The sequence below is a fragment of the Acidocella sp. genome, assembly GCF_050253495.1.
Taxonomy (GTDB): Bacteria; Pseudomonadota; Alphaproteobacteria; order Acetobacterales; family Acetobacteraceae; genus Acidocella.
Window position 1 is genome coordinate 137,972 of sequence record NZ_JBFWIX010000004.1, and the last position, 24,165, is coordinate 162,136.

The 24,165-nt window shown below is 65.3% G+C and carries 23 protein-coding genes; 11 read left to right on the forward strand and 12 right to left on the reverse strand.

Going from position 1 to position 24,165, the window contains the following annotated elements:
- Positions 1 to 7: 7 nt before the first annotated feature.
- The 3 genes from alr to AB7D48_RS05275 are packed head-to-tail and all read left to right on the forward strand — an operon-like array spanning position 8 to position 2,627.
- On the forward strand, positions 8 to 1,078 hold the full coding sequence (gene alr, locus AB7D48_RS05265) for an alanine racemase (RefSeq protein ID WP_427976278.1): 1,071 nt from the start codon (positions 8 to 10) through the stop codon (positions 1,076 to 1,078).
- Complete coding sequence (locus AB7D48_RS05270) at positions 1,075 to 1,860, forward strand: MlaE family ABC transporter permease (protein ID WP_427976279.1); 786 nt, start codon at positions 1,075 to 1,077, stop codon at positions 1,858 to 1,860. The genes alr and AB7D48_RS05270 overlap by 4 nt, the downstream gene beginning before the upstream one ends.
- On the forward strand, positions 1,857 to 2,627 hold the full coding sequence (locus tag AB7D48_RS05275) for an ABC transporter ATP-binding protein (RefSeq protein ID WP_427976280.1): 771 nt from the start codon (positions 1,857 to 1,859) through the stop codon (positions 2,625 to 2,627). The genes AB7D48_RS05270 and AB7D48_RS05275 overlap by 4 nt, the downstream gene beginning before the upstream one ends.
- Before the next feature lie 14 nt (positions 2,628 to 2,641).
- Here the strand turns inward: AB7D48_RS05275 and AB7D48_RS05280 are convergent, their stop codons facing one another.
- The 4 genes from AB7D48_RS05280 to AB7D48_RS05295 are packed head-to-tail and all read right to left on the reverse strand — an operon-like array spanning position 2,642 to position 7,884.
- On the reverse strand, positions 2,642 to 4,087 hold the full coding sequence (locus tag AB7D48_RS05280; protein ID WP_427976281.1) for an NAD(P)/FAD-dependent oxidoreductase: 1,446 nt from the start codon (positions 4,085 to 4,087) through the stop codon (positions 2,642 to 2,644).
- Positions 4,088 to 4,146: 59 nt separating this feature from the next.
- Positions 4,147 to 4,725, reverse strand: a complete 579-nt coding sequence (locus tag AB7D48_RS05285; protein ID WP_427976282.1) for an SCO family protein — start codon at positions 4,723 to 4,725, stop codon at positions 4,147 to 4,149.
- A gap of 59 nt (positions 4,726 to 4,784) precedes the next feature.
- Positions 4,785 to 6,458, reverse strand: coding sequence for a M3 family oligoendopeptidase (locus AB7D48_RS05290; RefSeq protein WP_427976283.1), 1,674 nt, complete (start codon positions 6,456 to 6,458; stop codon positions 4,785 to 4,787).
- 31 nt (positions 6,459 to 6,489) lie between these two features.
- On the reverse strand, positions 6,490 to 7,884 hold the full coding sequence (locus tag AB7D48_RS05295) for a DNA recombination protein RmuC (protein WP_427976284.1): 1,395 nt from the start codon (positions 7,882 to 7,884) through the stop codon (positions 6,490 to 6,492).
- Positions 7,885 to 7,961: 77 nt separating this feature from the next.
- Between AB7D48_RS05295 and AB7D48_RS05300 the strand changes: the two genes are divergently transcribed.
- A complete protein-coding gene (locus AB7D48_RS05300) occupies positions 7,962 to 8,852 on the forward strand; it encodes an SPFH domain-containing protein (RefSeq protein WP_427976285.1) in 891 nt (296 codons plus the stop codon).
- A 160-nt stretch (positions 8,853 to 9,012) separates the two neighbouring features.
- Here the strand turns inward: AB7D48_RS05300 and ilvN are convergent, their stop codons facing one another.
- From ilvN to miaA, 3 genes are all read right to left on the reverse strand, one after another.
- A complete protein-coding gene (ilvN, locus tag AB7D48_RS05305; protein WP_427976286.1) occupies positions 9,013 to 9,522 on the reverse strand; it encodes an acetolactate synthase small subunit in 510 nt (169 codons plus the stop codon).
- Positions 9,522 to 11,315, reverse strand: a complete 1,794-nt coding sequence (locus AB7D48_RS05310; RefSeq protein ID WP_427976287.1) for an acetolactate synthase 3 large subunit — start codon at positions 11,313 to 11,315, stop codon at positions 9,522 to 9,524. The genes ilvN and AB7D48_RS05310 overlap by 1 nt, the downstream gene beginning before the upstream one ends.
- Before the next feature lie 87 nt (positions 11,316 to 11,402).
- Positions 11,403 to 12,344: a tRNA (adenosine(37)-N6)-dimethylallyltransferase MiaA gene (gene miaA / locus AB7D48_RS05315; RefSeq protein WP_427976288.1), complete on the reverse strand. Its 942-nt coding sequence runs from the start codon at positions 12,342 to 12,344 to the stop codon at positions 11,403 to 11,405.
- Between miaA and serB the strand changes: the two genes are divergently transcribed.
- From serB to AB7D48_RS05330, 3 genes are all read left to right on the forward strand, one after another.
- A complete protein-coding gene (gene serB, locus AB7D48_RS05320) occupies positions 12,343 to 13,236 on the forward strand; it encodes a phosphoserine phosphatase SerB (RefSeq protein WP_427976289.1) in 894 nt (297 codons plus the stop codon). The two genes, miaA and serB, sit on opposite strands and share 2 nt — an antisense overlap.
- Entirely contained in the window at positions 13,233 to 14,342 is a 1,110-nt protein-coding gene (locus tag AB7D48_RS05325; protein ID WP_427976290.1) for an S-(hydroxymethyl)glutathione dehydrogenase/class III alcohol dehydrogenase, read from the forward strand. Before serB ends, AB7D48_RS05325 begins: the two co-directional genes overlap by 4 nt.
- A 193-nt stretch (positions 14,343 to 14,535) precedes the next feature.
- Positions 14,536 to 15,138: a Spy/CpxP family protein refolding chaperone gene (locus AB7D48_RS05330; RefSeq protein WP_427976291.1), complete on the forward strand. Its 603-nt coding sequence runs from the start codon at positions 14,536 to 14,538 to the stop codon at positions 15,136 to 15,138.
- A 149-nt stretch (positions 15,139 to 15,287) separates the two neighbouring features.
- Here AB7D48_RS05330 and AB7D48_RS05335 read toward each other — a convergent pair whose 3' ends face one another.
- From AB7D48_RS05335 to AB7D48_RS05355, 5 genes are read right to left on the reverse strand one after another with little or no spacing between them, the layout of a single operon-like run.
- Positions 15,288 to 16,070, reverse strand: coding sequence for a lipid-binding SYLF domain-containing protein (locus AB7D48_RS05335; protein ID WP_427976292.1), 783 nt, complete (start codon positions 16,068 to 16,070; stop codon positions 15,288 to 15,290).
- Positions 16,067 to 16,765 carry a histidine phosphatase family protein gene (locus tag AB7D48_RS05340; protein WP_427976293.1) on the reverse strand — a complete coding sequence of 233 codons (699 nt, stop codon included), beginning with the start codon at positions 16,763 to 16,765 and terminating at the stop codon, positions 16,067 to 16,069. The genes AB7D48_RS05335 and AB7D48_RS05340 overlap by 4 nt, the downstream gene beginning before the upstream one ends.
- Positions 16,762 to 17,565, reverse strand: coding sequence for an ABC transporter permease (locus AB7D48_RS05345; protein ID WP_427976294.1), 804 nt, complete (start codon positions 17,563 to 17,565; stop codon positions 16,762 to 16,764). The genes AB7D48_RS05340 and AB7D48_RS05345 overlap by 4 nt, the downstream gene beginning before the upstream one ends.
- A complete protein-coding gene (locus AB7D48_RS05350) occupies positions 17,562 to 18,329 on the reverse strand; it encodes an ABC transporter ATP-binding protein (protein WP_427976295.1) in 768 nt (255 codons plus the stop codon). The genes AB7D48_RS05345 and AB7D48_RS05350 overlap by 4 nt, the downstream gene beginning before the upstream one ends.
- A gap of 22 nt (positions 18,330 to 18,351) precedes the next feature.
- A complete protein-coding gene (locus tag AB7D48_RS05355; protein WP_427976296.1) occupies positions 18,352 to 18,705 on the reverse strand; it encodes a carboxymuconolactone decarboxylase family protein in 354 nt (117 codons plus the stop codon).
- Positions 18,706 to 18,915: 210 nt separating this feature from the next.
- On the opposite strand from AB7D48_RS05355, the gene hemW reads away from it, so the two are divergent.
- Genes hemW through AB7D48_RS05375 form a run of 4 tightly spaced genes read left to right on the forward strand, consistent with a single transcriptional unit; the run spans position 18,916 to position 24,056 of the window.
- Positions 18,916 to 20,064 carry a radical SAM family heme chaperone HemW gene (hemW, locus tag AB7D48_RS05360; RefSeq protein ID WP_427976339.1) on the forward strand — a complete coding sequence of 383 codons (1,149 nt, stop codon included), beginning with the start codon at positions 18,916 to 18,918 and terminating at the stop codon, positions 20,062 to 20,064.
- 29 nt (positions 20,065 to 20,093) lie between these two features.
- Positions 20,094 to 21,497, forward strand: coding sequence for a threonine synthase (gene thrC, locus AB7D48_RS05365; RefSeq protein WP_427976297.1), 1,404 nt, complete (start codon positions 20,094 to 20,096; stop codon positions 21,495 to 21,497).
- Entirely contained in the window at positions 21,490 to 22,755 is a 1,266-nt protein-coding gene (locus tag AB7D48_RS05370; protein ID WP_427976298.1) for a M16 family metallopeptidase, read from the forward strand. Before thrC ends, AB7D48_RS05370 begins: the two co-directional genes overlap by 8 nt.
- Entirely contained in the window at positions 22,752 to 24,056 is a 1,305-nt protein-coding gene (locus AB7D48_RS05375; RefSeq protein ID WP_427976299.1) for a TldD/PmbA family protein, read from the forward strand. The genes AB7D48_RS05370 and AB7D48_RS05375 overlap by 4 nt, the downstream gene beginning before the upstream one ends.
- Positions 24,057 to 24,165: the final 109 nt, after the last annotated feature.

Below are 24,165 nucleotides of genomic sequence, written 5' to 3' on the forward strand. Positions count from 1 at the left end.
TGACGTTTTGACAGCGCTTCTTGATATTGATCTCGGCGCCATTGCCGAGAATTGGCGCCTGCTGGGCGCGTTCGCCAAGAGTGAGACCGCCGCCGTGGTCAAGGCCGATGCCTATGGCCTGGGCGCGGCCCGGGTGGGGCCGGTTCTGGCCAGGGCGGGGTGTGGAACCTTCTTCACCGCGCATCTGGCCGAGGCCGTGGCCCTGCGCGAGGTTGTGCCGGATGCGCGGATCCTGGCGCTGAACGGGCTGGCGCCCCATGCCGCGGCGGATTTCCTCGCGCATGACATCACGCCGGTTCTGGGGTCCTTGAAGGAGTTGGCGCTCTGGCGGGCCGCGGCGCGCGGGCTGGAGCGGGTGTTGCCCGCCTTCCTGCATCTGGAAACCGGCATGAACCGGCTGGCCCTGACGGCGCGCGAGCTGGAGACGCTGCGCGAGGACGCGACGCTGCTGGAAGGGATCGCCGTTGATACGGTGATCACCCATCTGCTGGCCGCCGACACGCCGGAGGATGAGCGCAGCCAGCGTCAGCTTCAGGATTTCCTGGCCAAGGCGGCGCAGTTTCCCGGCGCCCGGCGCAGCATCGCGGCATCGCCGGGGATTTTTCTGGGGCCGCAATTCCATCTCGACCTCATCCGCCCCGGCGCGGCGCTTTACGGGCTCAACACCAGCCCGGCGCAACCGCGCAAGATGCAGCCGGTGGTGAAGCTGAGCGCGCCGATCCTGCAGATCCACGACATTCCCGAAGGGGTGAGCGTGGGCTATAGCGGCGTTTGGCGCGCCGGGCGGCCCAGCCGGATCGCCACGGTGGGGGTCGGCTACGCGGATGGGCTGCACCGCACCCTCTCCAACCGCGCCACCGCCTATTTTGACGATACCCCTGTTCCCCTGGTAGGCCGTGTCTCGATGGATCTCGCCACCTTCGATGTCACCGACGTGCCGGCCAATCCCGGCGACATGCTGGTTCTGCTCGATGCCCGCCATGGCGCGGATGAGCTGGGCCAGGAAGCCGAGACGATCGGCTATGAAATCCTGACCTCCCTGGGGCGCCGCTATCAGCGGCGTTATCTCGGCGCATGAAGCTGCTGCTGGATCTGGTGGCCTGGCTCGGCGCGGGTGTGCTGGGGCTGGTGGAATATATCGGAGAGCTGGGGATTTTCGCCGTTTCCGGTCTGCGCCACATCCTCACCCCGCCTTGGTATCCGCGCCAGATCGGCCGGGCTTTCATGGAGATCGGTTATTTCTCCCTGCCGGTGGTGGCGCTCACCGCGCTCTTCACCGGCATGGTGCTGGCCCTGCAATCCTACACGGGGTTTTCCCGCTTCGGGGCGGAAAGCGCCATCGCCTCGGTGGTGGTGCTCTCCGTCACGCGTGAGCTTGGGCCGGTGCTGGCGGGGCTGATGGTTTCCGGCCGCGCCGGGGCCGCCATGGCCGCCGAGCTTGGCACCATGCGGGTGACCGACCAGATCGACGCGCTGTCCACCCTTTCCACCGATCCGATGAAATATCTGGTGGCTCCCCGGCTGCTGGCGGGCACCCTGGCTTTGCCGCTGCTGGTGCTGCTGGCGGATATTCTGGGGGTGATGGGCGGGTATCTGGTGGGGGTGTACAAGCTTGGCTTTTCCTCCGGCGGCTATCTGACCAGCACCTTTTCCAATCTGCAGACCGAGGATGTGGTCTCCGGCCTCATCAAGGCGGCGGTGTTCGGCTTTGTGATCGCGCTGATGGGCTGCTTCAACGGCTATCGCTCGCGCGGGGGCGCGCAGGGCGTGGGGGCGGCCACCACCTCGGCGGTGGTTTCGGCCTCCATTCTCATCCTGGCGCTGGATTATGTTCTCACCCAGGTGCTGTTCGTCAAATGAGTGAGCTGAAAATCCGCATCCGGGGCCTGAAGAAGCATTTTGGCCCGAAAAAAGTGCTGGATGGCATCGATCTCGATGTCGAGACCGGCACCGGCATGGTCGTCATCGGCGGCTCGGGCACGGGTAAATCCGTGCTGCTGAAATCCATTCTGGGACTGGTCACGCCCGATGCGGGCCGTATCGAGATCGACGGGGTGGATGTGCTGACAGCCCCCGCTCGCCAGGCACGGGCCTTGCGTCAGCGGATCGGCATGCTGTTCCAGAACGGCGCCCTGTTCGATTCCCTGCCGGTCTGGGAAAATGTCGCCTTCGGTCTGCTGGCGCAGAAAAAGGTCAGCCGTGGCAAGGCGCGCGACGAGGCGGTGGAGATTCTGGCCCAGGTGGGGCTGGGGGCGGATGTGGCGGGGCTTTCGCCCTCCGAACTGTCGGGCGGGATGCAGAAGCGCGTGGGTCTTGCCCGTGCGATCGCCGCGCGCCCGGAAATCATGTTCTTCGATGAGCCGACCACCGGGCTGGACCCGATCATGGGCGCGGTGATCGACGAGCTGATCGTGGATTGCGTGAAGAAGCTTGGCAGCACCTCCATCGCCATTACCCATGACATGGCCTCGGCCCAGCGCATCGGCGACAAGGCCGCCATGCTTTATGAAGGCAAGATCACCTGGACCGGCCCCGCCAGCGAACTGCTCACCACCAAGGACCCGGTGGTGGAGCAATTCACCCATGGCCGCGCCCACGGGCCGATCAAGATGGCATTGCGCAAATAGCCCGTTGGGGCCTTTCAGCCTTGCATCAGCCCTTCCATGCGTTCGGCCAAGGCCTGCGCCAGCCGCCGCCGCCAAGCGGCGGCGCGTGGGTTGGCCAGCACCTGATCCTCATGCACGAAGCTGGCGATGATGGCGTTATAGCCTAGCCAGCGCAGCGGTTCCGGCTCCCACCGGCGCAGGGCCTGGCGCATGGTCTGGTCCTTGATCACCCAGGGCTGGCTTGTCTCCACGCTCTCGCGCCCCAGGATCAGGTCCGCCAGCGTGCGCCCGCCAAGATTGGAGGCCCCCACACCTTCCCCGCCATATCCGCCGGAGAGCGCGATGCGGTTTTTCGAATCCAGCAGCATATGCGGCTGAAACCGGCGGGACATGCCGAGATTTCCGCCCCAGCGATGGGTGATCCTCACATCCTTCAATTGCGGAAAGATTTCACCCAGCAGATAGCGGCGCAGCCCCTCCTCGGATTCGGTGAGGGTAAAATCCGTCCGCAATTTTCCGCCGAACCGGTAGCCGCCCCGCGCCCCGAAGGCGAGGCGGTTATCCGCCGTGCGCTGGCCATAGGTCACCTGGCGGCTGAATTCGCTGAAGCTCTGCCCGCGTGAGAGCCCGATCCCGGCCCATACATCCTCCGGCAGGGGCTCGGTGGCGATCAGCAGGCTCTGGACCGGCAATTGGTAATCGCCCAGCTCTTGCTCATTGAGGGGCGGCAAGGTGGCGGCATAGCCTTCCACGGCGGGCACCACCCAATCCGCCTTCACGCTTCCCTGGGCGGTGTGGATTTCGCCAGGTCGCCACCCGGTCACCGGGCTTTGCTCATAGATCCTCACCCCCAGCCGCTCCACCGTGGCGGCCAAGCCGCGCGCCAGCCTGGCGGGCTGAACGGTGGCGCAATGCGGGGTATGGATGGCGCCCAGGGCGCCGGGAATGCGCAGCTCCTGCGTCAACGCGGCGGGGGTGAGCCAGCATGCGTCGGCTTCGGTCTGGCCTTCGGCATGCATCTCCTTCAGCCAGCGGCGCAGCCTGTGTTCCTGCTCGCGATAACGCGCCGCGCAATAGAGCGTGCCGCCCTTGCGGAAATCGCAGGAAATGCCTTCCGCGCGGGTCACGCGGCCCACCTCGTCCGGGATGGCGTGCAGCAGCGCCCAGCTTTCGCGCCGCCTGGGCTCAGATAGATGGCCGACAAGCCGGTCTTCTCCCAGCAGGGCCCCCATCACCCAGCCGCCATTGCGCCCGGAAGCGCCAAAACCGGCGGTTTGCGCTTCCAGCACGGCGATGTTCAGCGCCGGTGCCAGTGTTTTCAGGTAATAGGCGGTCCAGAGCCCGGTATAGCCGGCGCCGATGATGGCGATGTCGGCGGTGATAGTCCCCGCCAGGGCGGGCCGTGGGGTGACGGGTTGTTCAACCTGCGACATCCAGAGGCTGATGCCGCGCCAATGTTCTTCCTGATTCGCATGCGCCATGCGCCCTGTTTAGCAGGGGCGGGGCTGTTTGTCCTTGACGCGGGAGCACGCGGCCCGGCTCATTCCTTCGCGACGAAACGCAGATCGCTGGCGATGCCCTCGATGTCGGGCTGTTGCGTGCTGAGCCCGGCGATGATGAATTGCGGCTTGCCCTCGGCATTGAAGACATAAACCGCCGCCGAGTGGGTGACGGTATAAACCGGTTTCTTGACCACGGAGAACACCACCCGGTAACGCCGCGCCAGCGCGTAAAGCTGGTCGGGCGTGCCGCGCAGCCCCACCACATTGGTGCCGAACAAGGCCGCGTATTGCGAGAGAACCTGTGGCGTGTCCCGGTCAGGGTCCACGGTGACGAAGAGGATCTTTACCTTGTCCGCCGCCTTGCCCATGGCTTTCTGCACACGCTGCATATTGTACAAGGTGGTGGGGCAGACATCCGGGCAGTTCGTGTAGCCGAAATAAAGCAGCACGATGGAGCCGCGGAAATCCGCCGCGGTGACGGCCTTGCCGGTTTCCACATCCTGCATGGTGAAGGAAAGCGGCGGGATCAGCCCGCGGACATCCACGTCCTGCTTGGAGAAATCATGATGGCAGGCGGCAAGGGCCAATGGGCTGAGGAGCAGGAGGCGGCGCAGCATGGTTTTGTTCTGCGCCTAACCATGCCGCGTGGCAAGGCTGGGCTTTTACGGGCGGCTGTTTAAAGCCCCAGCACGGTCCGCGCGGCCTTCACCGCCCCTTCCAGAACGCCGGGCTGGAAGGGCGAGGTCAGCCCCGCCGCTTGCACCAGCCCCAGAAACGGCTTGGAGCCGCCCAGCCCGCACAGGGCCACGTAATCGCGCAGTGCCTTGGCGTAATCCTCCCGGGATTTCACCCAGAATTGCAAGGCGCAGCATTCCGCCAGCGTGTAGTCGATATAATAAAAGGGCGCGCTGTAAATATGCCCCTGCGCCTGCCAGCGCCCGCCTCGCGCGGGGTAGGCCAGATCTCCCCAGTTCCGCCAGGGCATGTAAAGCGCTTCCAGCTTTTTCCACATCGCGTGGCGCTCGGCCGGCGTGGCGTCCGGGTTGGCGTAGACCTCATGCTGGAAGTGATCGACACAGACGCCATAAGGGAGAAACGCGATGGATTGAATCAGGTGCATCCGCCGGTAGCGCGCCGCGTTTTCCTCGCCCACCATGCGGGCGATATGCGGATAGGCGAGATGTTCCAGGCTCATCGAATGAATCTCGGCGGATTCATAGGTCGGCCAGAGATAATCGAAGCTGGCCAGGTGACGGGACCGGTAATTCTGGAACGCATGGCCCATCTCATGGGTGAAGACGTCGATATCGTGATGCGTGCCGTTGAAATTGGCGAAGATGAAAGGCATGCCGGCACTGGGGAAAGAGGTACAGAACCCGCCCGGCGCCTTGGCCGGCCGGTTATCGAGGTCCAGAAAGCCGTTCTCGTTCATGTCCTGGTAAAAAGCGGCGAGGTCGCCATTCATCGCCTCGAACATGCCCTGGGCCTGGGCGCGCAGAAAGCTTTCATCGCCAGCCGGTTCCACATTGCCTTGCGCGTCCACCATCGGCTCGTCCCAGGCATGCAGCCTGTCCCAGCCCTCCTGCTCACGCCGGCGTTCATGGAAGCGCTGCACCAGGGGCGTGACATGCAGCCGCACCTGCTCACGATAGGCGGCGACATCGGCGGGGCCGTAATCCATCCGGCGCATGCGCCGGTAGCCAAGGCCGGTAAAGCTCCCAAAGCCCAGCTTGCGCGCCATCCGGGTGCGCAGCTTCACCAGGGAATCGTATATCTCATCGAATGCCGCCGCATTGGCGCTGAAAAAATGCCAGCGCGCCTGTTCCGCCTGATGGCGGATCCGCCGGTCGGGGCTCTGCTGATAGGGGGCGAGGCCGGAGAGGTTGACGGTCTTGCCGCCGATCTCGATGCGCGCCGAGGCCAGCAGCGCCACATAACGCGATTGCAGCTTGGATTCCGCTTGCAGGTCGTTCTCGATCTCGGGGGAGAAGGTGGTGATGTCGGTTTCCCACAGGCGCAGGGCGTGGGCACCGGCGGTGCGCGCCACGGCATCGCGGTTGGAATGGGCGAGCAGGCGGGTCTTGAAGCTGGTTTCGTGGTTGGTGATGGTGGGGGCCAACTCGTCCCGGTAATCCTGCGCCGCCTTGCGGGCCTCGTCTTGCGTGTCCTGCTCGAATCGCAGATGGGTCAGCGCGCTCCATTGCTCCACCGCGCGGCGGGTCTGCTCCCACTCCGCCACCGCCCGGGACATATCGCCCTCATCCAGCCTGGCGTTCAGCGCCGCGTAGCAGGCGGCCAGCTTGTCGGGGGTCGGGGTTTCGGCGGTGATGGCGTGGAATGGGATGCTCATGGCCTGAGCTTGGCGCGGGCGGCGGGCGGGATCAATCCTGCGCTTCGTCCGCCAGGCCCAGCAGCGCCTGGGCGCTGTCGCCCTCCACGATCTCCACGGTCTTCAGCACCCGGCTCATGACCCGGGTGCGGGTGCGGGCCTTCTCGATATTATTGCTCATCGTGCTGGCATTCTGCGCGAGCTTCGCCAGGGCGTCGTCCATCTTCACCATCTCGGTCTTGGTGGCGCCGAGAATCTGGCCGATCTCGCCGGCGCGCTTTTCCAGATCCAGCGTCACATGGCCGAGATGGATGGTTTGCAGCATGGCCGGCAGCAAGGAGGGGCCGAGAACGATCACATGCTCCCTTGCTCGCACATCGTCGATGAGGCCGGGAATGCGCGCCACCTCGGCGAACAGCCCGTCGCTGGGTAGATACAGCACCGCGAAATCCACCGTCTCCGGCGGGCAGATGTATTTTTCGCGGATCTTGCGCGCCTCGCCCCGGACCCGGGCGGCCAGACCGTCGCGCGCCGCGCGTTCGGCCTCGGCGTCGGCCCCCTCGGCGGCCTGCAACAGCCGGTCGTAATCCTCGGTGGGAAATTTCGCGTCGATCGGCAGCCAGACCAGCTCGCGCGAGGGCATGCGCAGCGCGAAATCCACCCGCTCGCGCGATGTATCCTTCAGCGCGAAATTCCGCTGGAAGGCGCCGGGGGGAAGGCTCTGCTCCAGCAAGGCGGCCAACTGCGCCTCGCCCCAGCCGCCGCGGGTCTTCACGTTGGAGAAGAGGCGCTTCAGATCCCCCACCTGCTTGGCGGCGGACTGCACCTCCCCCATCGCCTGCTGCACCTGGGCGAATTGCTCCAGCACCCGAGAGAAGGACGCGTTCATTTGCTGTTCCACCGCCTCATGCAGCTTCTCGTTCACGCTGGTCTGGATGGCGGTGAGGCGGGTTGCCAGCATTTCACTGGTTTTCCGCGCATCTTCCGAGGCTTGCTGGCGCAGCCTGTCCAAGGTGGCGGTGATGCCCTGGGTGGTGGTCTGCATCTGCTCGAAGGCGCGGGTCAGGGCCGCGGTGCTGGCGGCCTGCATTTCCGTCAGGCGGGTTTCCAGCACGCTGGCGCTCTTTTGCGCGTCCTCGGCGGCCTGGCGGCGCAGGCCCTCCACCGTGGCGGCCACGTTCTGGGTGGCGGCGGAAATCTGTTCGAAGGATTTGGAGAGCGCGTCCGTGGTGCCGGTCTGGATCGCGCCACTCAGCCGTCCCTCCATGGCGTTCAGCGCGGCGCGGGTGAATTCCGCCTCGGCCCGGTTGCCCGCCAGAATTTTGTCCAGCTCCAGCTTCAGCCTTTGCGGCCCGCCCGCCGCCGCGCGCCAGGCAAACAAAGCGAATCCCAGCGCGCCGAGTGCGGCGAACAGGGAAAGGGCGGAAAGCAGGTTGGCGTTGTCCATGTGAACAGACTAGCAACATATCCGAGTCGCGGTCAGTTGGGGCATCTGCTATTCTGGCCGCAGAACAGGAGGCTGACATGAATAGTGCCGTGACCCTCATCGCCGTGCTCGTCATCATCGCGGGGGCGGTGGTTGGCTATGCGCTGCCCTTCCATGAAATCGGCGTGGTCATCGTCATTGTGGGCGTGGTGCTGGCGCTGACCTTGCGCACGGCGGCGGAGTGGGAGCGCGCGGTGGTGCTGCGGCTGGGGCGTTTCGCGGGGGTGCGGGGTCCGGGGCTGTATTTCCTGATCCCGGCCATCGAGACGGTATATGCGGTGGTGGATACGCGGCGCCAGAGCACGCGCATCTCCGCCGAGGATACGCTCACCGCCGATGCCGTGTCCGTCACCATGGATTCGATCCTGTTCTGGCGCGTGACGGATGTGAAGCGCGCCGCCACGGAACTGACGGATTACCAGAACATGATCGCCCAGGTGGCGCAGACCTCTCTGCGCGAGGTGATCTCCGCCACCACGCTGACGGATATTCTCTCCAACCGCGAGGCGATGGATGAAAAGCTACAGGCGCTCATTCGCCGCAAATCCGATGGCTGGGGCATTGGCGACATCACCGTGGAAATCCGGGATGTGAAGATCCCGCCGGAGCTGAACGACGCGATGAGCCGCAACGCCCAGGCGGAAAAGGAGAAACAGGCGCGCGTGACCTTGGCGAGCGCTGAGATCGCCATCGCCCAGCAGATCGTCGACGCCGCGCAAATCTACCAGGAAAACCCGGTGGCGTTGCAGATCCGGCAGATGGGGCTGATCTACGATATGAACAAGGATCGCGGCGCCACCATCCTGGTGCCCACGACCATGACCGAGGCGCTGGGCACGGTCATGGCGCTGAGCACGGCGGAAAACCCGCCCCCTCAGCCCTCGCCCAAGCCGCCAATGCCACCTGCGGCATCGGTGCCCCAGGCCTGAGCCTATCGAGGCTTTTGGCCCCATCAAGGTTGTTGGCGAAGTGTTTTCGCAAGGCGCCGCCTTTTGGCGCCTTGCCTGGGGCGGTGCCCGGTCAGGCGGAGCTTATCTGGCCGGGCCATGCCGCTTGGTCACCGGGGCGGGGAGGTTTTGGGTTTATCCCTCAGGAAATCGTCTTCGTTCCGCGTGCGATCGCCGCCACGCCGGTGCGGGACACCTCGGCCAGCCCCAGCGGGCGCATCAGGTCCAGAAACGCGTCCAGCTTGTCGGTGGCACCCGTCAGCTCGAAGGTAAAGCTCTCCGTTGTCGCGTCGATCACGCGGGCCCGGAACGCATCCGCCAGGCGCAGCGCCTCGGCCCGCTTCTCGCCCGCGCCGATCACCTTGATCAATGCCAGCTCCCGCGCCAGGTGCGGCCCTTCGGACAGGTCCAGCACCTTATAGACCGGCACCAGGCGGTCGAGCTGCGCCTTGATCTGCTCGATCACCATCGCCGTGCCGCGCGTGACCACGGTGATGCGGCTCTTGGAGCCGTCCCGCTCCACCGGCGCCACGGTGAGGTTGTCGATATTGTACCCACGGCCGGAAAACAGCCCGATGACGCGCGCCAGCACGCCAGCCTCGTTCTCCACCAACACCGAAATGGTGGCGGAGCGCAAATTCATGTCAGACATTAAACCAGCGCCATCCCTTCATTGGTCACGGCCGGGCCGGTGCCATCCTGGTTGCCGGGCCCCAGCAGCATTTCATTATGCGCGGCCCCGGAGGGGATCATCGGGAACACATTCTCCGCCTGATCCACGCAGATATCGGCGATCACCGGCTTGTCCACGGCGATCATCTCGGCGATCACGCGGTCCAGATCGTCCACCGTTTGCGCGCGCAGCCCCACCGCGTGGAAGCTCTCCGCGAGCTTCACGAAATCAGGCAGCGCCTCGGAATAGGAGCTGGAATAGCGCCCGCCATGCAGAAGCTCCTGCCATTGGCGCACCATGCCCATATATTGGTTGTTCAGGATGAAGATCTTCACCGGCAGGCGGAACTGCGCCAGCGTGCCCATCTCCTGGATGTTCATCAGCGTGCTGGCCTCGCCGGCGATGTCGACCACCAGCGCGTCCGGATGGGCGACTTGCACGCCCATGGCGGCGGGAAGGCCGTAGCCCATGGTGCCCAGCCCGCCAGAGGTCATCCAGTGGTTCGGCTTCTCGAACTTGAAATGCTGGGCCGCCCACATCTGGTGCTGGCCGACCTCGGTGGTGATATAGGTCTCGCGCCCGCGCGTGGCCTTATAAAGCTGCTGGATGGCGTATTGCGGCTTGATGATGCTGCCCGCCTCGCGCGCCTGATGAAAGCGCAGCGAGTTTTTCGCCCGCCACACATCGATCTGCGCCCACCATTGCGCCAGCGCATTGCGGTCGACCGGCGTGGTGTCTTTCTTCCATGCCGCGATCAGCGCCTTCAGCGTCGCCAGCGCATCGCCGACGACCGGCACATCCACCGGCACTGTCTTGTTGATGTTGGACGGGTCGATATCCGCGTGGATTTTCTTGGAGTGGGGCGAAAACGCGTTGAGCCGCCCGGTCACGCGGTCGTCGAAGCGGGCGCCGATATTCAGCATCACGTCGCACCCATGCATGGCGAGATTCGCCTCATAGGTGCCGTGCATGCCCAGCATGCCCAGAAAGAGCGGGTCGGATGCCGGGAACGTGCCCAGCCCCATCAATGTGTTGGTGATGGGAAAACCGGTCAGGCGCGTGAACTCGGTGAGCAGGCGCGAAGCTTCCGGCCCGGCATTGATCACGCCGCCGCCGGCATAGATCACCGGGCGTTCGGCGCGCTTGAGCAGCGCCACGGCTTCCTCGATCCGGCGCGGGTCCGGCTCGGTCCGGGGGCGGTAGGAACGGTGCTGGGTTTGGACGGGCTCACGATACGGCGCTTGAGCGATCAATATGTCCTTCGGCAGGTCGATCAGCACCGGGCCGGGGCGGCCGGTGCGCGCCACCAGGAAGGCCTCATGCACCACGCGCACCAGATCCTCGGATTTCTTGACCAGGTAATTATGCTTGGTCGCCGGACGGGTGATGCCGGTGGTGTCCGCTTCCTGGAAGGCGTCGTTGCCGATGAGATGCGTGGGCACCTGGCCGCACAGACAGACCAGCGGAATGGAATCCATCAGCGCGTCCACCAGGCCGGTCACGGCATTGGTGGCGCCGGGGCCGGAGGTGACGAGCACGCAACCCACCTTGCCGGTGGAGCGGGCATAGCCCTCCGCCGCGTGCACCGCCGCCTGCTCATGGCGGACGAGGATGTGCTTGATCTCGTTCTGCTGGAAAATCGCGTCGTAAATCGGCAATACGGCGCCGCCGGGATAGCCGAAAATCACATCCACGCCCTGCGCCTTGAGAGCCCGGAGCAGGGCTTCCGCTCCGGAATTCATCAGCTCGGGGGATGCAATCGTGCCGTCCATTGTGGTCCTGCCATGATATGTCGGGTTATCCCAGTCCCGGTACAGCGCCAGACCAGGAAGGTCAACCGGGGATTTTTATAATATTTCTTATGTGCCGAAAATATTTTCTGAAAATTTCGTTTCCTGGGTTATTCTTGAATGAATTATTTGCATGTCTGTCTTGCTTGTCAGCGCCTGATGCCGGAACCAGGTCATCTGCCGTTTGGTGTATTGAAAGGTGGCCAGCACGGCGCGGGCCTTGGCCTCTTCCAGGCTAATCTCGCCGCGCAGATGGGCGGCCAGTTCCGGCATGCCATGGGCGCGCAATAACGGCAGGTCCGGCGGCAGCTCCTGGGCCAGCAGGGCCCGTGCCTCGTCCAGCGCGCCCTGCGCCAGCATCGCGTCAAAGCGGGTCTCGATGGCTTCGCGCAGGAGCGGGCGCGGCGGGTCGAGCAAGATCATCTTCAGCCGCCAGCCTTGCAGCCTCTCGGTGGGGCGGGCCTGCCAATGGGCGAGCCCCTTGCCGGTGCCCAACAGCACCTCATAGGCACGGGTGACGCGCTGGCTGTCGGCCGGTTTCAGCTTCGCGGCGGTTTGCGCGTCCAGCTTCGCATGCAGCGCCTCGGGGCCGATCTCCGCCAGCAGGCGCCTCGCCTCGGCGCGGGCGGCCTCGCCAGGGTCGGGAATATCGGCGATGCCCTTGATCAGCGCGGAAAAATAAAGTCCCGTGCCGCCGCACAGGATGGGAAAGCCGGCCGCCTCCATCTCCACCCGCGCGGCCTGGCGCCACCAGGCCGCGTTGGCCGGCTCACCCGCGCGGCGCACGCCATAAAGGCGGTGCGGCGCCTGTGCCTCGTCGGCCGTGCTGGGCCGGGCGGTGAGCACGCGCAGCTCCCGGTAGCATTGCATGGCGTCGGCATTGATGACGCTGCCGCCACGCTCTTTCGCGATGGCCAGGGCCAGGGCGGATTTGCCGCTCGCCGTCGGCCCGGCGATGATCAGCCCGCTCCGTTGCCCAAAACCCGTCTCTGCCCTATCGGTCGCGCTCATGACAGCCGCTCATTCCCACATCGTCACCCTCGTGGCCAGCCGTGAGGCCGGGCCCCTCACGGCGCAGGATGTCGCCCGCGCCATGGCCTATGCACAGGGCCGCAACCTCGTCTGGCTTGAGGATGGACGCGCGGCGGAATTTCAGGCCCCCGCCGCGCCGGACCGTTCGGCCCTTGACGCGGTGATGACCCATAAGGCGGTGGATATTTTCCTCACCCGCCCGCGCGGCCGCCGCAAGGCCGTGCTGGTGGCGGATATGGACAGCACGATCGTCACCGCCGAAACACTGGACGAGCTAGCCGCCTGCGCCGGCATCAAGGACAAGATCGCCGCCATCACCGCCCGGGCGATGAATGGCGAGCTGGATTTTCACGAGGCCATCCGCGAGCGCGTGGGGCTGCTGAAGGGCCTGCCCGTGCGCGCGCTGGAGGAAACCTGGGCCAATATCGCATATTGCCCCGGTGCCCGCGCGCTGGTGGCCACCATGAACGCGTTTGGCGCCACCACGGCGCTGGTGTCCGGCGGGTTCAGCTTTTTCACCGCCCGCGTGGCGGCCGAGCTGGGCTTTGCCATCAACCGCGCCAATACGCTGCTGGATGACGGCACGGCCTTGACGGGCGAGGTTGGCGAGCCAATTCTGGACAAGACCGCCAAGCTGGCCTCGCTGGAGGAATTCGCCGAGGCGCGCGGCGTGAAGCTCACCGCCTGCCTCAGCGTGGGCGATGGCGCCAACGATCTGCCGATGTTGAAAGCCGCGGGGCTTGGCATCGCCTATCACGCGAAGCCCGTTGTGGCGGCGGAAGTCGTCAACAAGGTGGTGCATACGGATCTGACCGCCCTGCTCTTCGCGCAGGGCTATCCGGCATCTGCGTTCAAGGGAGTGGAACCATGAAGACAAGGGCGGCTGTGGCGCGGGCACCGGGCAAGGTGCTGTCGCTGGAAACGGTGGATATTGAAGGGCCGAAATTCGGCGAGGTGCTGGTGGAGGTGAAAGCCACCGGCATCTGCCATACGGATGAATACACCCTCTCCGGCGCGGATCCGGAGGGTATTTTCCCCGCCATTCTGGGGCATGAGGGCGCGGGCGTGGTGGTGGATGTCGGCCCTGGCGTCACCTCGCTCAAAAAGGGCGATCACGTGATTCCGCTCTACACGCCGGAATGCCGCCAGTGCAAAACCTGCCTCTCGCAGAAGAGCAATCTCTGCACCGCCATCCGCGCCACGCAAGGCAAGGGCGTGATGCCGGACGGCACCTCCCGCTTCTCCTGCGACGGCGCGCCGGTGATGCATTACATGGGGTGTTCCACCTTCGCCAATTTCACCGTGCTGCCGGAGATCGCCCTGGCCAAGGTGCGCGAGGACGCGCCCTTCGAGAAGATCTGCTATATTGGCTGCGGCGTGACCACGGGTATCGGCGCTGTGTTCAACACCGCGAAAGTGAAGCCGGGCGACAATGTGGTGGTGTTCGGGCTGGGTGGCATCGGCCTCAACGTGATCCAGGGCGCGCGCATCGCCGGGGCCGATAAGATCGTCGGCGTGGATCTGAATAACGGCCGTAAGGAGATGGCCGAGAAATTCGGCATGACGCATTTCGTCAACCCCTCCGAGATCGGCGGGGATCTGGTGCCTTATCTTGTCAATCTCACCGATGGCGGCGCGGATTATTCCTTCGAGTGCATCGGCAATGTGAATGTCATGCGCCAGGCGCTGGAATGCTGCCATCGCGGCTGGGGCACCTCCATCATCATCGGCGTGGCCGGCGCCGGGCAGGAAATTTCCACCCGCCCCTTCCAGCTGGTGACGGGCCGCACCTGGAAGGGCACGGCCTTCGGCGGCGCGCGCGGGCGCACCGACGTGCCGAGGATCGTGGACTGGTACATGGAGGGCAAGATCGACATCGACAGCCTCATCACCCATGTGATGCCCTTCGAGCGGATCAATGAAGGCTTCGAGCTGATGCGCAAGGGTGAGAGCATCCGCAGCGTCGTCGTGTACTGAGGCGGTTTTTTACTGAGGCGGGTTTTCCGTTTGCCGGTCACGGGCCGTCCGCTTTTTTGGCGGGCGGCTTTTTCATGGAGGGTTGAGCGAGGTCAAGGCGCGTTCCGCCGGCCCGGCTCACGTTCCTGGAGTGGAATGGATGGGAGATCGGCATATGAACCGGACAATGCGCGGATTGGGTTTGGGAACCGTCATGCTCTTGGGTTTGGCGGGGGCCGCGATGGCGCAAATGCCAGGCGGGCAGGAAGCTGGCGGCATGGCGGGCCAGGGATATGGCGCGGGGATGGCGAACGGGTATCCCGGCATGGGGCCGGGGATGATGCGGGGTTGGGATGGCGGCCAGGGTGCCAACCCAGCCAATTTGGCCCAAGACCATCTGAACGCGTTGAAGGATGAGCTGAAGATCACAGCCTCCGAAATGGATGCCTGGGACAGCTACGTGGCGGCGGTTCTGGCGGCGCGCACCCAGCTGTGGAACGGCATGCGCTCCGGCTGGCAATCCGCTCCCGGCGGCACATGGACGCCCGAGCAGCGTTTCGCGGCCATGGACCGGATGGTGTCGCTGATGAAGCAAGGTTATGAGCAGGAAAAGAAGGCGGCCGCGGCGCTGGTGCCACACCTCACCCCTTATCAGCAGGGCCAAGCCCAGGAGATATTGCCCGGCATGGCCGATGGCGCGCGGATGCCCGGATGGGGGCCCGGCATGGGCCCCGGATTTGGCATGGGCCCTGGATTTGGCATGGGGCCCGGGTTTGGCATGAGCTGGGGCATGATGGGCGGCGGCATGGGCTGGTAGGCCTGCCCCGGCTCAAGGGCGCGCGGCCTCGCCGTGGCCTGGGAAACACAACAGAACAACACGCCGAGGCGATGGCGGGTTTCCGGGGTTTGAGAGGTTTTGCAAACAGCCTTACAAACCCCGGTTGTTTTTTAGCGGCGGCCAGCCGCCTATTGCGGCTGTTGCAGGGGCGTGGACTGGATGGGCGCCGACTGCGCGGGGGCGGATTGCTGTGCCGGCGCGGCGTTTGTGTGCGGCGGTTCGGGCAAGGTCGTTGGGGCGGGGGCCGGCGCGCCGTAATGTTGCAGCGTCATGCGCAGCGGGTTCGCGCCAGGATTGTTGCCCTGGCCATCGACCACAATCTGCCGGGCCGAGAGCGCCTGGCCATAATATTTTTGCTCGGCCCCGGAATCGTTGGACAGCACGGTGCCGGAGAGCGAAACGCCGCCATACAGCCCCTGGCTCTTGGAGAAGCTGATAATGTCCGCGTTCCAGGCGGTGGACATGGCGCCTGTCACCCCAGCGCCCAGCGTGGCCACGGAGATGCCCGCATCGGCGCCGATCTTGAATTGGGAGTTCAGCAAGGCATTCAACCCGCCATCGGTCATGATGATCATCATGACCTCGGCGCTTTGCACGCCAATTTGCAGCCCGAAACTGCCGCTGCCCATGGAATAAAGCGCCGGGCTGGACCAGCCGCCATCCGCCGTGCGGGCGGAGAGCACACAGCCGCCGCCCTCGCCGCCGATGAAGAATCCGGCGCGGAATACGTTGGGGCAGATCACCACGGCCTTGGCCTTGCGCAGAAATTCCTGCGCCTGGGTGCCTTGGGCGCCGCCCATCATGTCTTCCAGCGCCAGGGTGGAGCTGTCGACGAGATGCTGGTTGGAATCGGCCAGGGCCGGCGTGGCGATGGCGGTGGCCATGATGGCCGTGAGCATCAGGCGTTTCATGAGGGAACTCCCTGTTTTGACGGTGCTTCCCGCCATGGTTTCGCAGGTGGGGGCGTTGTGTCCGGCGGGCAAGTGGACATGGCGGAATGTTCATTGACCGACAATACGCGCCAGCCGCGCTGACTCCGCTCGATACGGGTGAGGGAGATATTGTCGATCTGCAGGCAGAGCGCCTGATGCGGTGTCAGGCCCATCGCGTAGGCGCAGGCGGCGCGGATGGCCCCGCCATGGCTGACGATGATCGTGTCGTTGCCGGACGCGCCCTCCAGCAATGATTCCAGCCCGGCGCCCACGCGCCGGATAAGCTGGGCGAAACTCTCGCCTCCCGGCGGCGTCTCCGCGGCATGGATCGGCCAGAACGGATGCCGCTCCTCATGGCCGCGTGATTCGAAGCGGGAAATGGGCACGCCCTGCCAGTCCCCGAAATCCTGTTCGATGAAGGCGGGTTCGATCTGCCTCTCCTGCGCGGGGTAGCCGCCGCGCACCAGCGCGTCCGCGGTGAGCTGGGTGCGGGTGAGGGGGGTGCAGACCAGCCGCGCCGGGCGGGGCAGCCGGGCGGCCAGGGCCTCATATTGCGGGGCCTGCGCCGCCATCGTGTCCGCGCAGATGGGCACGTCGTCCGTTCCGTACAGATAGGCCAAGTTGTTGCGGTCAACCAGGGCATGGCGGATGAGCCAGAAGCGGTGCATGCTCATTCTCCGATCGAGGTCAGGGCGCCGCGAATACGGGCGCGGCGGAATTCGGCGCCGAACACGGCAATGGCGGCCAGCGCCCAAAGGGCGTTCAGCACGGCGGCCCAGCCGAACGCCGCCCAGTCGGTGAGGCCGTTCAGCAGCAGGGCGCGCAGCCCCTCGAAGACATGCGCGGCGGGCAGGGCCAGGGCCACGGGCTGTAGCCAGCTGGGCAGCGAGGCGACGGGATAGAACACGCAGGCAAAGGGCGTGATGCCGAAGGCGATGGTCCAGGCCAGCGCCTCGGCCCCGGCCCCGTAGCGGAACAGCAGCGCCACGATGCCAAGCGCCACCCACCAGCCCATGACAAGCAGGTTGAGGAAGAACAGCACCATTACCGGGCCGGGCGCGAACAGGTCATAATGGTAGAGCAGGAACGCGATGATTGTGGCGGGAAGCAGGCCAATGAATGTCCGGATCGCGGAGACGCAGAGCAGGGCCGCCACCAGCTCCGCCGGGCGCAGCGGGCTGACGAAGAGATGGCCGAGATTGCGCGACCAGATCTCCTCCAGGAAGCTGAAGGTCACGCCGATCTGCGCGCGCAGCACGATCTCCCACAGCAGCACGCCCGCGATCAGCGCCGTTCCGGCCAGCACCGCCGCGCCGGCGTGAATGTCCCGGCTGAAGAAATTCGCGGTGAAACCCCAGATCAGCAATTCCAGGGTCGGCCAGTAGGCGATTTCCACCAGGCGCGGCCAGGAGCGCCGGTACATGCAGAGATGCCGGTAAATCAAACCCCAGATGCGTTGCGCCGCGCTGTTCATATCGCCTCGCTGCGGGCGATGTGCAGAAACACTTCCTCCATATCCTCCCGCCCATAACGGGCGATGAGGTCGTCCGGCGCGCCCCGGTCCGCCACGCGGCCCTGCTTCATCATCAGCACATGGTCGCATAACCGCTCCACCTCCGCCATGTTGTGCGAGGCGAGCAGGATGGAGGCGCCGGTCTCCGCCCGGTATTCCTCCAGGGCGGTGCGCACATAATCGCCCGTATCCGGGTCCAGGCTGGCGGTGGGTTCGTCCAGCAGCAGCACATCCGGCCGGTTGAGCAGCGATTTGGCCAGCGCCACGCGGGTTTTCTGCCCGGCGGACAGGTCGCCCGCCGGGCGCGCCAGCAGCTCGGTCAGCCGGAAGCGCGCCGCGAGCTGATCGATCCGCGCGGTCAGCTTCGGCACGTTATAGAGCAGCCCATATACTTGCAGATTCTCCCGCACCGTGAGGCGGGCGGGCAGGGCGATATAAGGTGAGGAAAAATTCATCCGGGCCAGCGCGGCGAAGCGGTTTTTCGCCATGTCGTGCCCCAGCACGGTGATCCGCCCGGAGGTTGGCACCAAAAGCCCCAGCAGCATGGAGATGGTGGTGGTCTTGCCCGCGCCATTGCCGCCCAGCAGCCCCAGAATTTGGCCGCGCGCCAGCGAAAAGGAAAGGTCATCCACCGCCAGCGTGTGCGGGTAGCGCTTGACGAGGTTCTCGACGCGGATGGTTTCCATGGTGCCGGGATAGGCGGGCGGTGCGTCTTTGCCAACCACCGCCCGCGCGCTCCGGCCGCGCTTATTTGGCTTGCGCGGCTTTCATCTGGTCGAAGGCTTCCAGCGCATGGGCGGCATACATCACCGAAGGTCCGGCTCCCATGTAAATCGCCATGCCCATCGTCTCCAGCACTTCCTCGCGCGTGGCGCCGCTCTTGGCCGCGCTTTCCGAATGATAGGCGATGCAAGGCTGGCAACGCACCGCAACCCCGATGGCCAGTGCGATCAGCTCCTTGGTTTTCTTGTCGAGGGCGGTGCCGCCCAGAGCCCCCTTCGCCAAGGCGGAGAAGCCCTGCATCGTCTCCGGCGCGCCCTGGCGGAGATTTTTGACCCCGCCATTCATGTTTTCGATGAGCTGGGTCCAGTCTTGGATCATCCGATCGTCTCCTGTTCTTGAATGAGCGTGGAAAGAAGAAAAATCTACCTCATATCTTGGTTTGTATGCTTTGATTTTTCTCATTTCAACGTGCCGGCGAGGTGGTTTTGTTGTCCGGCGCGGGCGGTATCGCGCCGAAAACATTACAAAAAGGATAATTTCCGTTTGTCCCCACTCGCTTCCGCCGGGCCGCGCGGCTATGCCGGGGGCATGGACCCGCTGGCGCTCTATTTCCACTGGCCCTTCTGCCTGGCCAAATGCCCTTATTGCGACTTCAACTCCCATGTCCGCGCGGCCTTGCCCCAGGCGGCGATGTTGGCCGCGTTGAAGAGGGAGCTGGCGTTCGAGGCCGCGCGGCTGGGCGCGAGGCGGGTGGAGTCCATCTTCTTCGGCGGGGGCACGCCGAGCCTGATGGCCCCGGAGAGCGTGGCGGAGCTGATCGCGGATTCCGGGCGGCTGTTCGATCTGGCGCCGGAGACGGAGATCACGCTGGAAGCCAATCCCACCAGCATCGAGGCGGAGAATTTCGCCGGGTATCGCGCGGCCGGGGTCAACCGAATCTCCATCGGCGTGCAGAGTTTCGATCCGGATTCATTGCGGTTTCTGGGCCGCCAGCACAGCGCGGCGCAGGCCATCGCCGCCATCGAGCTGGGGGCGAGGATTTTTCCGCGCATTTCCTTTGATCTGATCTATGCCCGGCCCGGTCAAACCCAGCCCGCCTGGCGGGCGGAGCTGCGCCGGGCGCTGGATCTGGCGGCGGATCACCTCTCCCTCTACCAGCTTACCATCGAGGATGGCACCAAATTCGCCACGCTGCATGCGCGCGGGGAGTTCGTGCTGCCGGACGAGGATGAGGCCGAGGCGCTCTACGACATCACCGCCGAGGAAGCCGGGCGCTATGGATTGCGCCGCTACGAGGTTTCCAACTACGCCAAGCCGGGCGGGGAGAGCCGGCATAACCTCACTTATTGGCGCTATGGCGATTATGCGGGCATCGGCCCCGGGGCGCATGGGCGGCTCTCCCTGGGCGGCAAGCTGCTGGCCACCACCCGTCACCGCGCCCCGGAAGCCTGGATGGAGCGCGTGAGCGTCCATGGCCATGGCACCACGCTGGAAGAGGAGATCCCCGCGCAAGACCGTGCCCGGGAAGCGCTGATCATGGGGCTCAGGCTGCGGGAGGGGGTTTCCACCCAGCGTTTCGCGGCGCGCACCGGCGTGGCCCTGATGGATGCGCTGGAACCCGGTATTCTGGAGGAATGCCTGGCCGAGGGTTATCTCACCCTCACCCAGGACCGGCTGGCCGCCACCGCGCAAGGGACCAAAAGGCTGGACGCATTGCTGCCCGCCCTTTGCCGATAGTATAGGCACCCGGGAATAAGGGATTTTCGATGCGCTATGTTTCGACGCGGGGCCAGGCCCCGGAGATGGATTTCGCCGGTGTGCTGCTGGCGGGCCTGGCCGCCGATGGCGGGCTCTATATGCCGCAAGGCTGGCCGCGTTTTTCCGCCGCCGAGCTGAAGGCCCTGCGCGGCCTGCCTTATGCCGAGCTGGCGGCGAAAATCATTGCCCCGTTCACGGCGGGCAGCATCGATTATCCCGACCTTCTGGCCATGTGCCGGCGCGCTTATGCGGGGTTCGCCCATAAGGCCGTCGCGCCGCTAGCGCAGGTGGACACCAATCTCTACGCGCTGGAATTGTTCCATGGCCCCACGCTGGCCTTCAAGGACATGGCGCTGCAACTGGTGGGCCATCTGTTCGAACATGTGCTGGCCAAGCGGGGCGAGAGGGTGCGCATCGTCGGCGCCACCTCCGGCGATACCGGCTCGGCCGCCATCGAGGCCGTGGCCAACCGCAAGAATATCGACATCACCATCCTCCACCCCGAAGGCAAGACCTCCGAGGTGCAGCGCCGCCAGATGACCACGGTCAAGGCCGATAACGTGCTGAACATCGCGGTGGCGGGCAATTTCGACGATTGCCAGGACCTGGTGAAGGCGATGTTCGCGGATGCCCCGTTCCGGACGGAGATGAACCTCTCGGCGGTGAATTCCATCAATTTCGCCCGCATCGCCGGGCAGATCCCCTATTATGTCTATGCCGCGTTGAATTTGGGCGCGCCCGAGCGCGAGGTGGCGGTGGCGGTGCCCACCGGCAATTTCGGCAATATCCTGGCCGCCTGGGCGGCCAGGCAGATGGGCCTGCCGATCGCCAAATTCATCGTCGCGTCCAACCGCAACGACATCCTCACCCGTTTCCTCGACGCCAACGACATGAGCGTGAAAACCGTCGAGCCGAGCCTTTCCCCCTCCATGGATATCGGCGTCAGCTCCAATTTCGAACGGCTTTTGTTCGAGTTCCTGGGCCGCGACGCGGCGTTGACAGCCAGGACGATGGCGGATTTCCGCGGTCACGGCAAAATGACGGTGGCGGCCCCGGTCTGGCGGGCCATCCGCCACCAGTTCCAGGGCTACCGGCTGGACGACGAGGCGACCTTGAAGGAAATCGCGCGGTTTTACGCGCAAAGCGCCTATCTGGCGGACCCGCACAGCGTCATCGGCCTGGCGGCGGGGCGCGACTGCGCGCCGGTGGGCCTGCCGGTGATCGCCGCCGCCACCGCGCACCCGGCCAAGTTTCCGGATGCCATTCAAAAAGCTGTGGGCAGCCGCCCGCCCCTACCGCCGCATCTTTCCGACCTATATGACAGGAAAGAGACCTTGACCCGCGCCCCGGCCGATCTGGCCACGATCGAGACATTGGTGCGGAATTTCGCGAACAGGAACCAGAATGCCTGAACAAGTTTCCATCACCACGCTGCCCTCCGGCCTCACCGTTCTGACCGAGCGCATGGAGCGTGTGGAGACCGTGTCCTTCGGCGCTTATGTGGCCGCGGGCACCCGCCATGAGACCGCCGCCGAAAACGGCGTGGCGCATTTTCTCGAACATATGGCCTTCAAGGGCACCGAGCACCGCTCGGCGGCGGACATCGCCGAGGCGATCGAGAATGTCGGCGGGCATATCAACGCCTATACCTCCCGCGAGCAGACGGCCTATTACGTCAAGCTGCTGAAGGAGGATCTGGCGCTGGGGGCCGATATTATCGGCGATATTCTCTGCCACTCGACCTTCGAGCCGGAGGAGCTGGAGCGCGAACGCGGCGTGATCCTCCAGGAGATCGGCCAGTCCAACGACACGCCCGACGACATCGTCTTCGACCATTTCCAGTCAGCCGCCTATCCGGCGCAGCCGATGGGCCGCCCGGTGCTGGGCACCGAGCAGATCATCCGCACCATGAAGCGCGAGGCGCTGCCCGGCTTCATGAGCCAGCATTACACGCCGGACAATATGGTGATCGCCGCCTCCGGCAATCTGCGTCACGAGCAGGTGGTGGAGCTGGTGGAGACGCATTTCGCCGATCTGCCCCGGGCGGATCGCAGCGCGCCGATGCCCGCCGATTACATGGGCGGCGAATATCGGGAGCTGCGCGATCTGGACCAGGCGCATATCGTGCTGGGCTTCAATTCCCCGTCTTATGGCGAGGCGGATTATTATCCGGCCATGCTGCTCTCCACCCTGCTGGGGGGCGGCATGTCCTCGCGGCTGTTCCAGGAAATCCGGGAGAAGCGCGGGCTGGTCTATTCCATCTACAGTTTCACCGCCCCCGCCAAGGATGGCGGGCTGTTCGGGATTTACGCGGGTACCGGCGAATCCGAGGCCGCGGAGCTGATCCCGGTGACGTTGGAAGAGCTGGAGAAGGTGCAAGGCGAGGTGAGCGAGGCCGAGCTGAACCGCGCGCGCGCCCAGTTGAAGGCCGGGCTGCTGATGAGCTTGGAATCCACCGGCAGCCGTTGCGAGCAACTGGCCAGGCAATGGCAGGTGTTCGGACGGATCATTCCGGTGGGGGAAACCGTGGGTAAGATCAATGCCGTGACGATCGAGGATATACGCGCTTGCGCCATGCGCATTTTCCGGCAGAAACCCACTTTGGCCACCATCGGCCCGGTGGCGCAGGTGCCGAAATTCTCCTCCATCATCGACCGGCTGGCCGCGTGAGCCGGCTGGGCGATGCCGCCGCGGCCTTGCTGGAGGCGGCGCGGCGCGCCGGGGCCGAGGTGGCCGAGGTGGGGCTGTATGAAGGCACTTCCGTCGGCATTCAGCGCCGCCTGCGCAAGATCGAGGAGAGTGAGCGCGCCGAGACCACGGAGCTTGGCCTGCGCGTGTTCCTGGGCCGTTGCTCGGCCAGTGTTTCCGCCAGCTCCATCGATCGTGACGCTTTTCAGCGTCTGGCCGGGCAGGCGGTGGCGATGGCGAAAGTGGTGCCTGAAGACCCCTATGCCGAAATCCCCATCGCCCCGCCCGCGCCGGATGCCGCTTTTCTGGAGCTGGACGACCCGGCGGAGCCGAGTGCGGACCTGCTGATCGAACGCGCCGCATTGGCGGAGGAAGCGGCCTTGGCGGTGCCCGGCATCACCAATTCGGAAGGGGCCTCCGCCTCCTGGTCCCGCTCCGTCTCGGTGCTGGCCACCAGCCACGGGTTCCTGGGCGAATATGCGCGCTCCTTTCATGGGGTTTCCGTCACCGCCATCGCGGGCGCGGGTACGGGCATGCAGCGCGATTACGATTTCGACTCCGTGATCCATGGCGAGGATCTGGGCGATCCGGCCCAGCTTGGCCGCAACGCCGCCGCCCGCGCGCTGGCCCGGCTCAACCCCAGGCGCCCGGCCACGGCCAAGCTGCCGGTGCTGTTCGACCCGCGCGTGGCGGGCTCGCTCCTGGGGCATCTCTCCAGCGCCATTTCGGGTGCGTCCATCGCGCGAGGCACCTCTTTCCTGAAGGATGCGCTGGGCCAGCGGATCTTCGCGCCTGGCATCAACATCGTGGACGACCCGCTGCGCGTGCGCGGCCGCCGCTCCCGCCCCTTCGACCGTGAAGGGCAGGCGGTGCGGCGGATGAATTTCATCGCGGATGGCGTTTTGACGGATTGGGTGCTGGACACCCGCGCCGCCAACCAGCTTGGGTTGAAAACCAACGGCCATGCCGGGGGCTTGAGCAATTTCTACATGGAGCCGGGCAAAATGACCCCCGCGCAACTCATGGCCGACATTGCCGAGGGGCTGTATGTGACCGAAATGATGGGCTCCAGCATCAACGGCCTCACCGGCGATTATTCGCGCGGGGCGTCGGGCTTCATGATCCGCAACGGCCAGATCGCCGAGCCGGTGGCGGAATTCACCATCGCCGGGAACCTGAAGGACATGTTCCTGAACCTCACCCCCGCCAGCGACCTCGAATTCAAGCGCGGTACCGACGCGCCGACCCTGCGGATCGAGGGCATGACGCTGGCTGGCGCCTGATCGGCCCCGATCCGTCATCCGTCAATCCGTCATCCGTTAATCCGTCATTCGCGGATGACGGGCCACCACGGCCCGCCATCCGGCAGCCGGACCTGGAGGTGGTGGCCAG

What these genes read in the sequence shown, in the direction of transcription:
- serB (WP_427976289.1), top strand. Translation starts at nt 12,343, where the DNA reads ATGACAGCCGCTCATTCCCACATCGTCACCCTCGTGGCCAGCCGTGAG.
- AB7D48_RS05330 (WP_427976291.1), top strand. Translation starts at nt 14,536, where the DNA reads ATGCTCTTGGGTTTGGCGGGGGCCGCGATGGCGCAAATGCCAGGCGGG.
- AB7D48_RS05340 (WP_427976293.1), bottom strand. Translation starts at nt 16,765, where the DNA reads ATGAGCATGCACCGCTTCTGGCTCATCCGCCATGCCCTGGTTGACCGC.
- hemW (WP_427976339.1), top strand. Translation starts at nt 18,916, where the DNA reads ATGGACCCGCTGGCGCTCTATTTCCACTGGCCCTTCTGCCTGGCCAAA.
- thrC (WP_427976297.1), top strand. Translation starts at nt 20,094, where the DNA reads ATGCGCTATGTTTCGACGCGGGGCCAGGCCCCGGAGATGGATTTCGCC.
- ilvN (WP_427976286.1), bottom strand. Translation starts at nt 9,522, where the DNA reads ATGTCTGACATGAATTTGCGCTCCGCCACCATTTCGGTGTTGGTGGAG.
- AB7D48_RS05300 (WP_427976285.1), top strand. Translation starts at nt 7,962, where the DNA reads ATGAATAGTGCCGTGACCCTCATCGCCGTGCTCGTCATCATCGCGGGG.
- miaA (WP_427976288.1), bottom strand. Translation starts at nt 12,344, where the DNA reads ATGAGCGCGACCGATAGGGCAGAGACGGGTTTTGGGCAACGGAGCGGG.
- AB7D48_RS05370 (WP_427976298.1), top strand. Translation starts at nt 21,490, where the DNA reads ATGCCTGAACAAGTTTCCATCACCACGCTGCCCTCCGGCCTCACCGTT.
- AB7D48_RS05355 (WP_427976296.1), bottom strand. Translation starts at nt 18,705, where the DNA reads ATGATCCAAGACTGGACCCAGCTCATCGAAAACATGAATGGCGGGGTC.
- AB7D48_RS05285 (WP_427976282.1), bottom strand. Translation starts at nt 4,725, where the DNA reads ATGCTGCGCCGCCTCCTGCTCCTCAGCCCATTGGCCCTTGCCGCCTGC.
- AB7D48_RS05290 (WP_427976283.1), bottom strand. Translation starts at nt 6,458, where the DNA reads ATGAGCATCCCATTCCACGCCATCACCGCCGAAACCCCGACCCCCGAC.
- AB7D48_RS05270 (WP_427976279.1), top strand. Translation starts at nt 1,075, where the DNA reads ATGAAGCTGCTGCTGGATCTGGTGGCCTGGCTCGGCGCGGGTGTGCTG.
- AB7D48_RS05275 (WP_427976280.1), top strand. Translation starts at nt 1,857, where the DNA reads ATGAGTGAGCTGAAAATCCGCATCCGGGGCCTGAAGAAGCATTTTGGC.
- AB7D48_RS05310 (WP_427976287.1), bottom strand. Translation starts at nt 11,315, where the DNA reads ATGGACGGCACGATTGCATCCCCCGAGCTGATGAATTCCGGAGCGGAA.
- AB7D48_RS05280 (WP_427976281.1), bottom strand. Translation starts at nt 4,087, where the DNA reads ATGGCGCATGCGAATCAGGAAGAACATTGGCGCGGCATCAGCCTCTGG.
- AB7D48_RS05335 (WP_427976292.1), bottom strand. Translation starts at nt 16,070, where the DNA reads ATGAAACGCCTGATGCTCACGGCCATCATGGCCACCGCCATCGCCACG.
- AB7D48_RS05295 (WP_427976284.1), bottom strand. Translation starts at nt 7,884, where the DNA reads ATGGACAACGCCAACCTGCTTTCCGCCCTTTCCCTGTTCGCCGCACTC.
- AB7D48_RS05325 (WP_427976290.1), top strand. Translation starts at nt 13,233, where the DNA reads ATGAAGACAAGGGCGGCTGTGGCGCGGGCACCGGGCAAGGTGCTGTCG.
- AB7D48_RS05345 (WP_427976294.1), bottom strand. Translation starts at nt 17,565, where the DNA reads ATGAACAGCGCGGCGCAACGCATCTGGGGTTTGATTTACCGGCATCTC.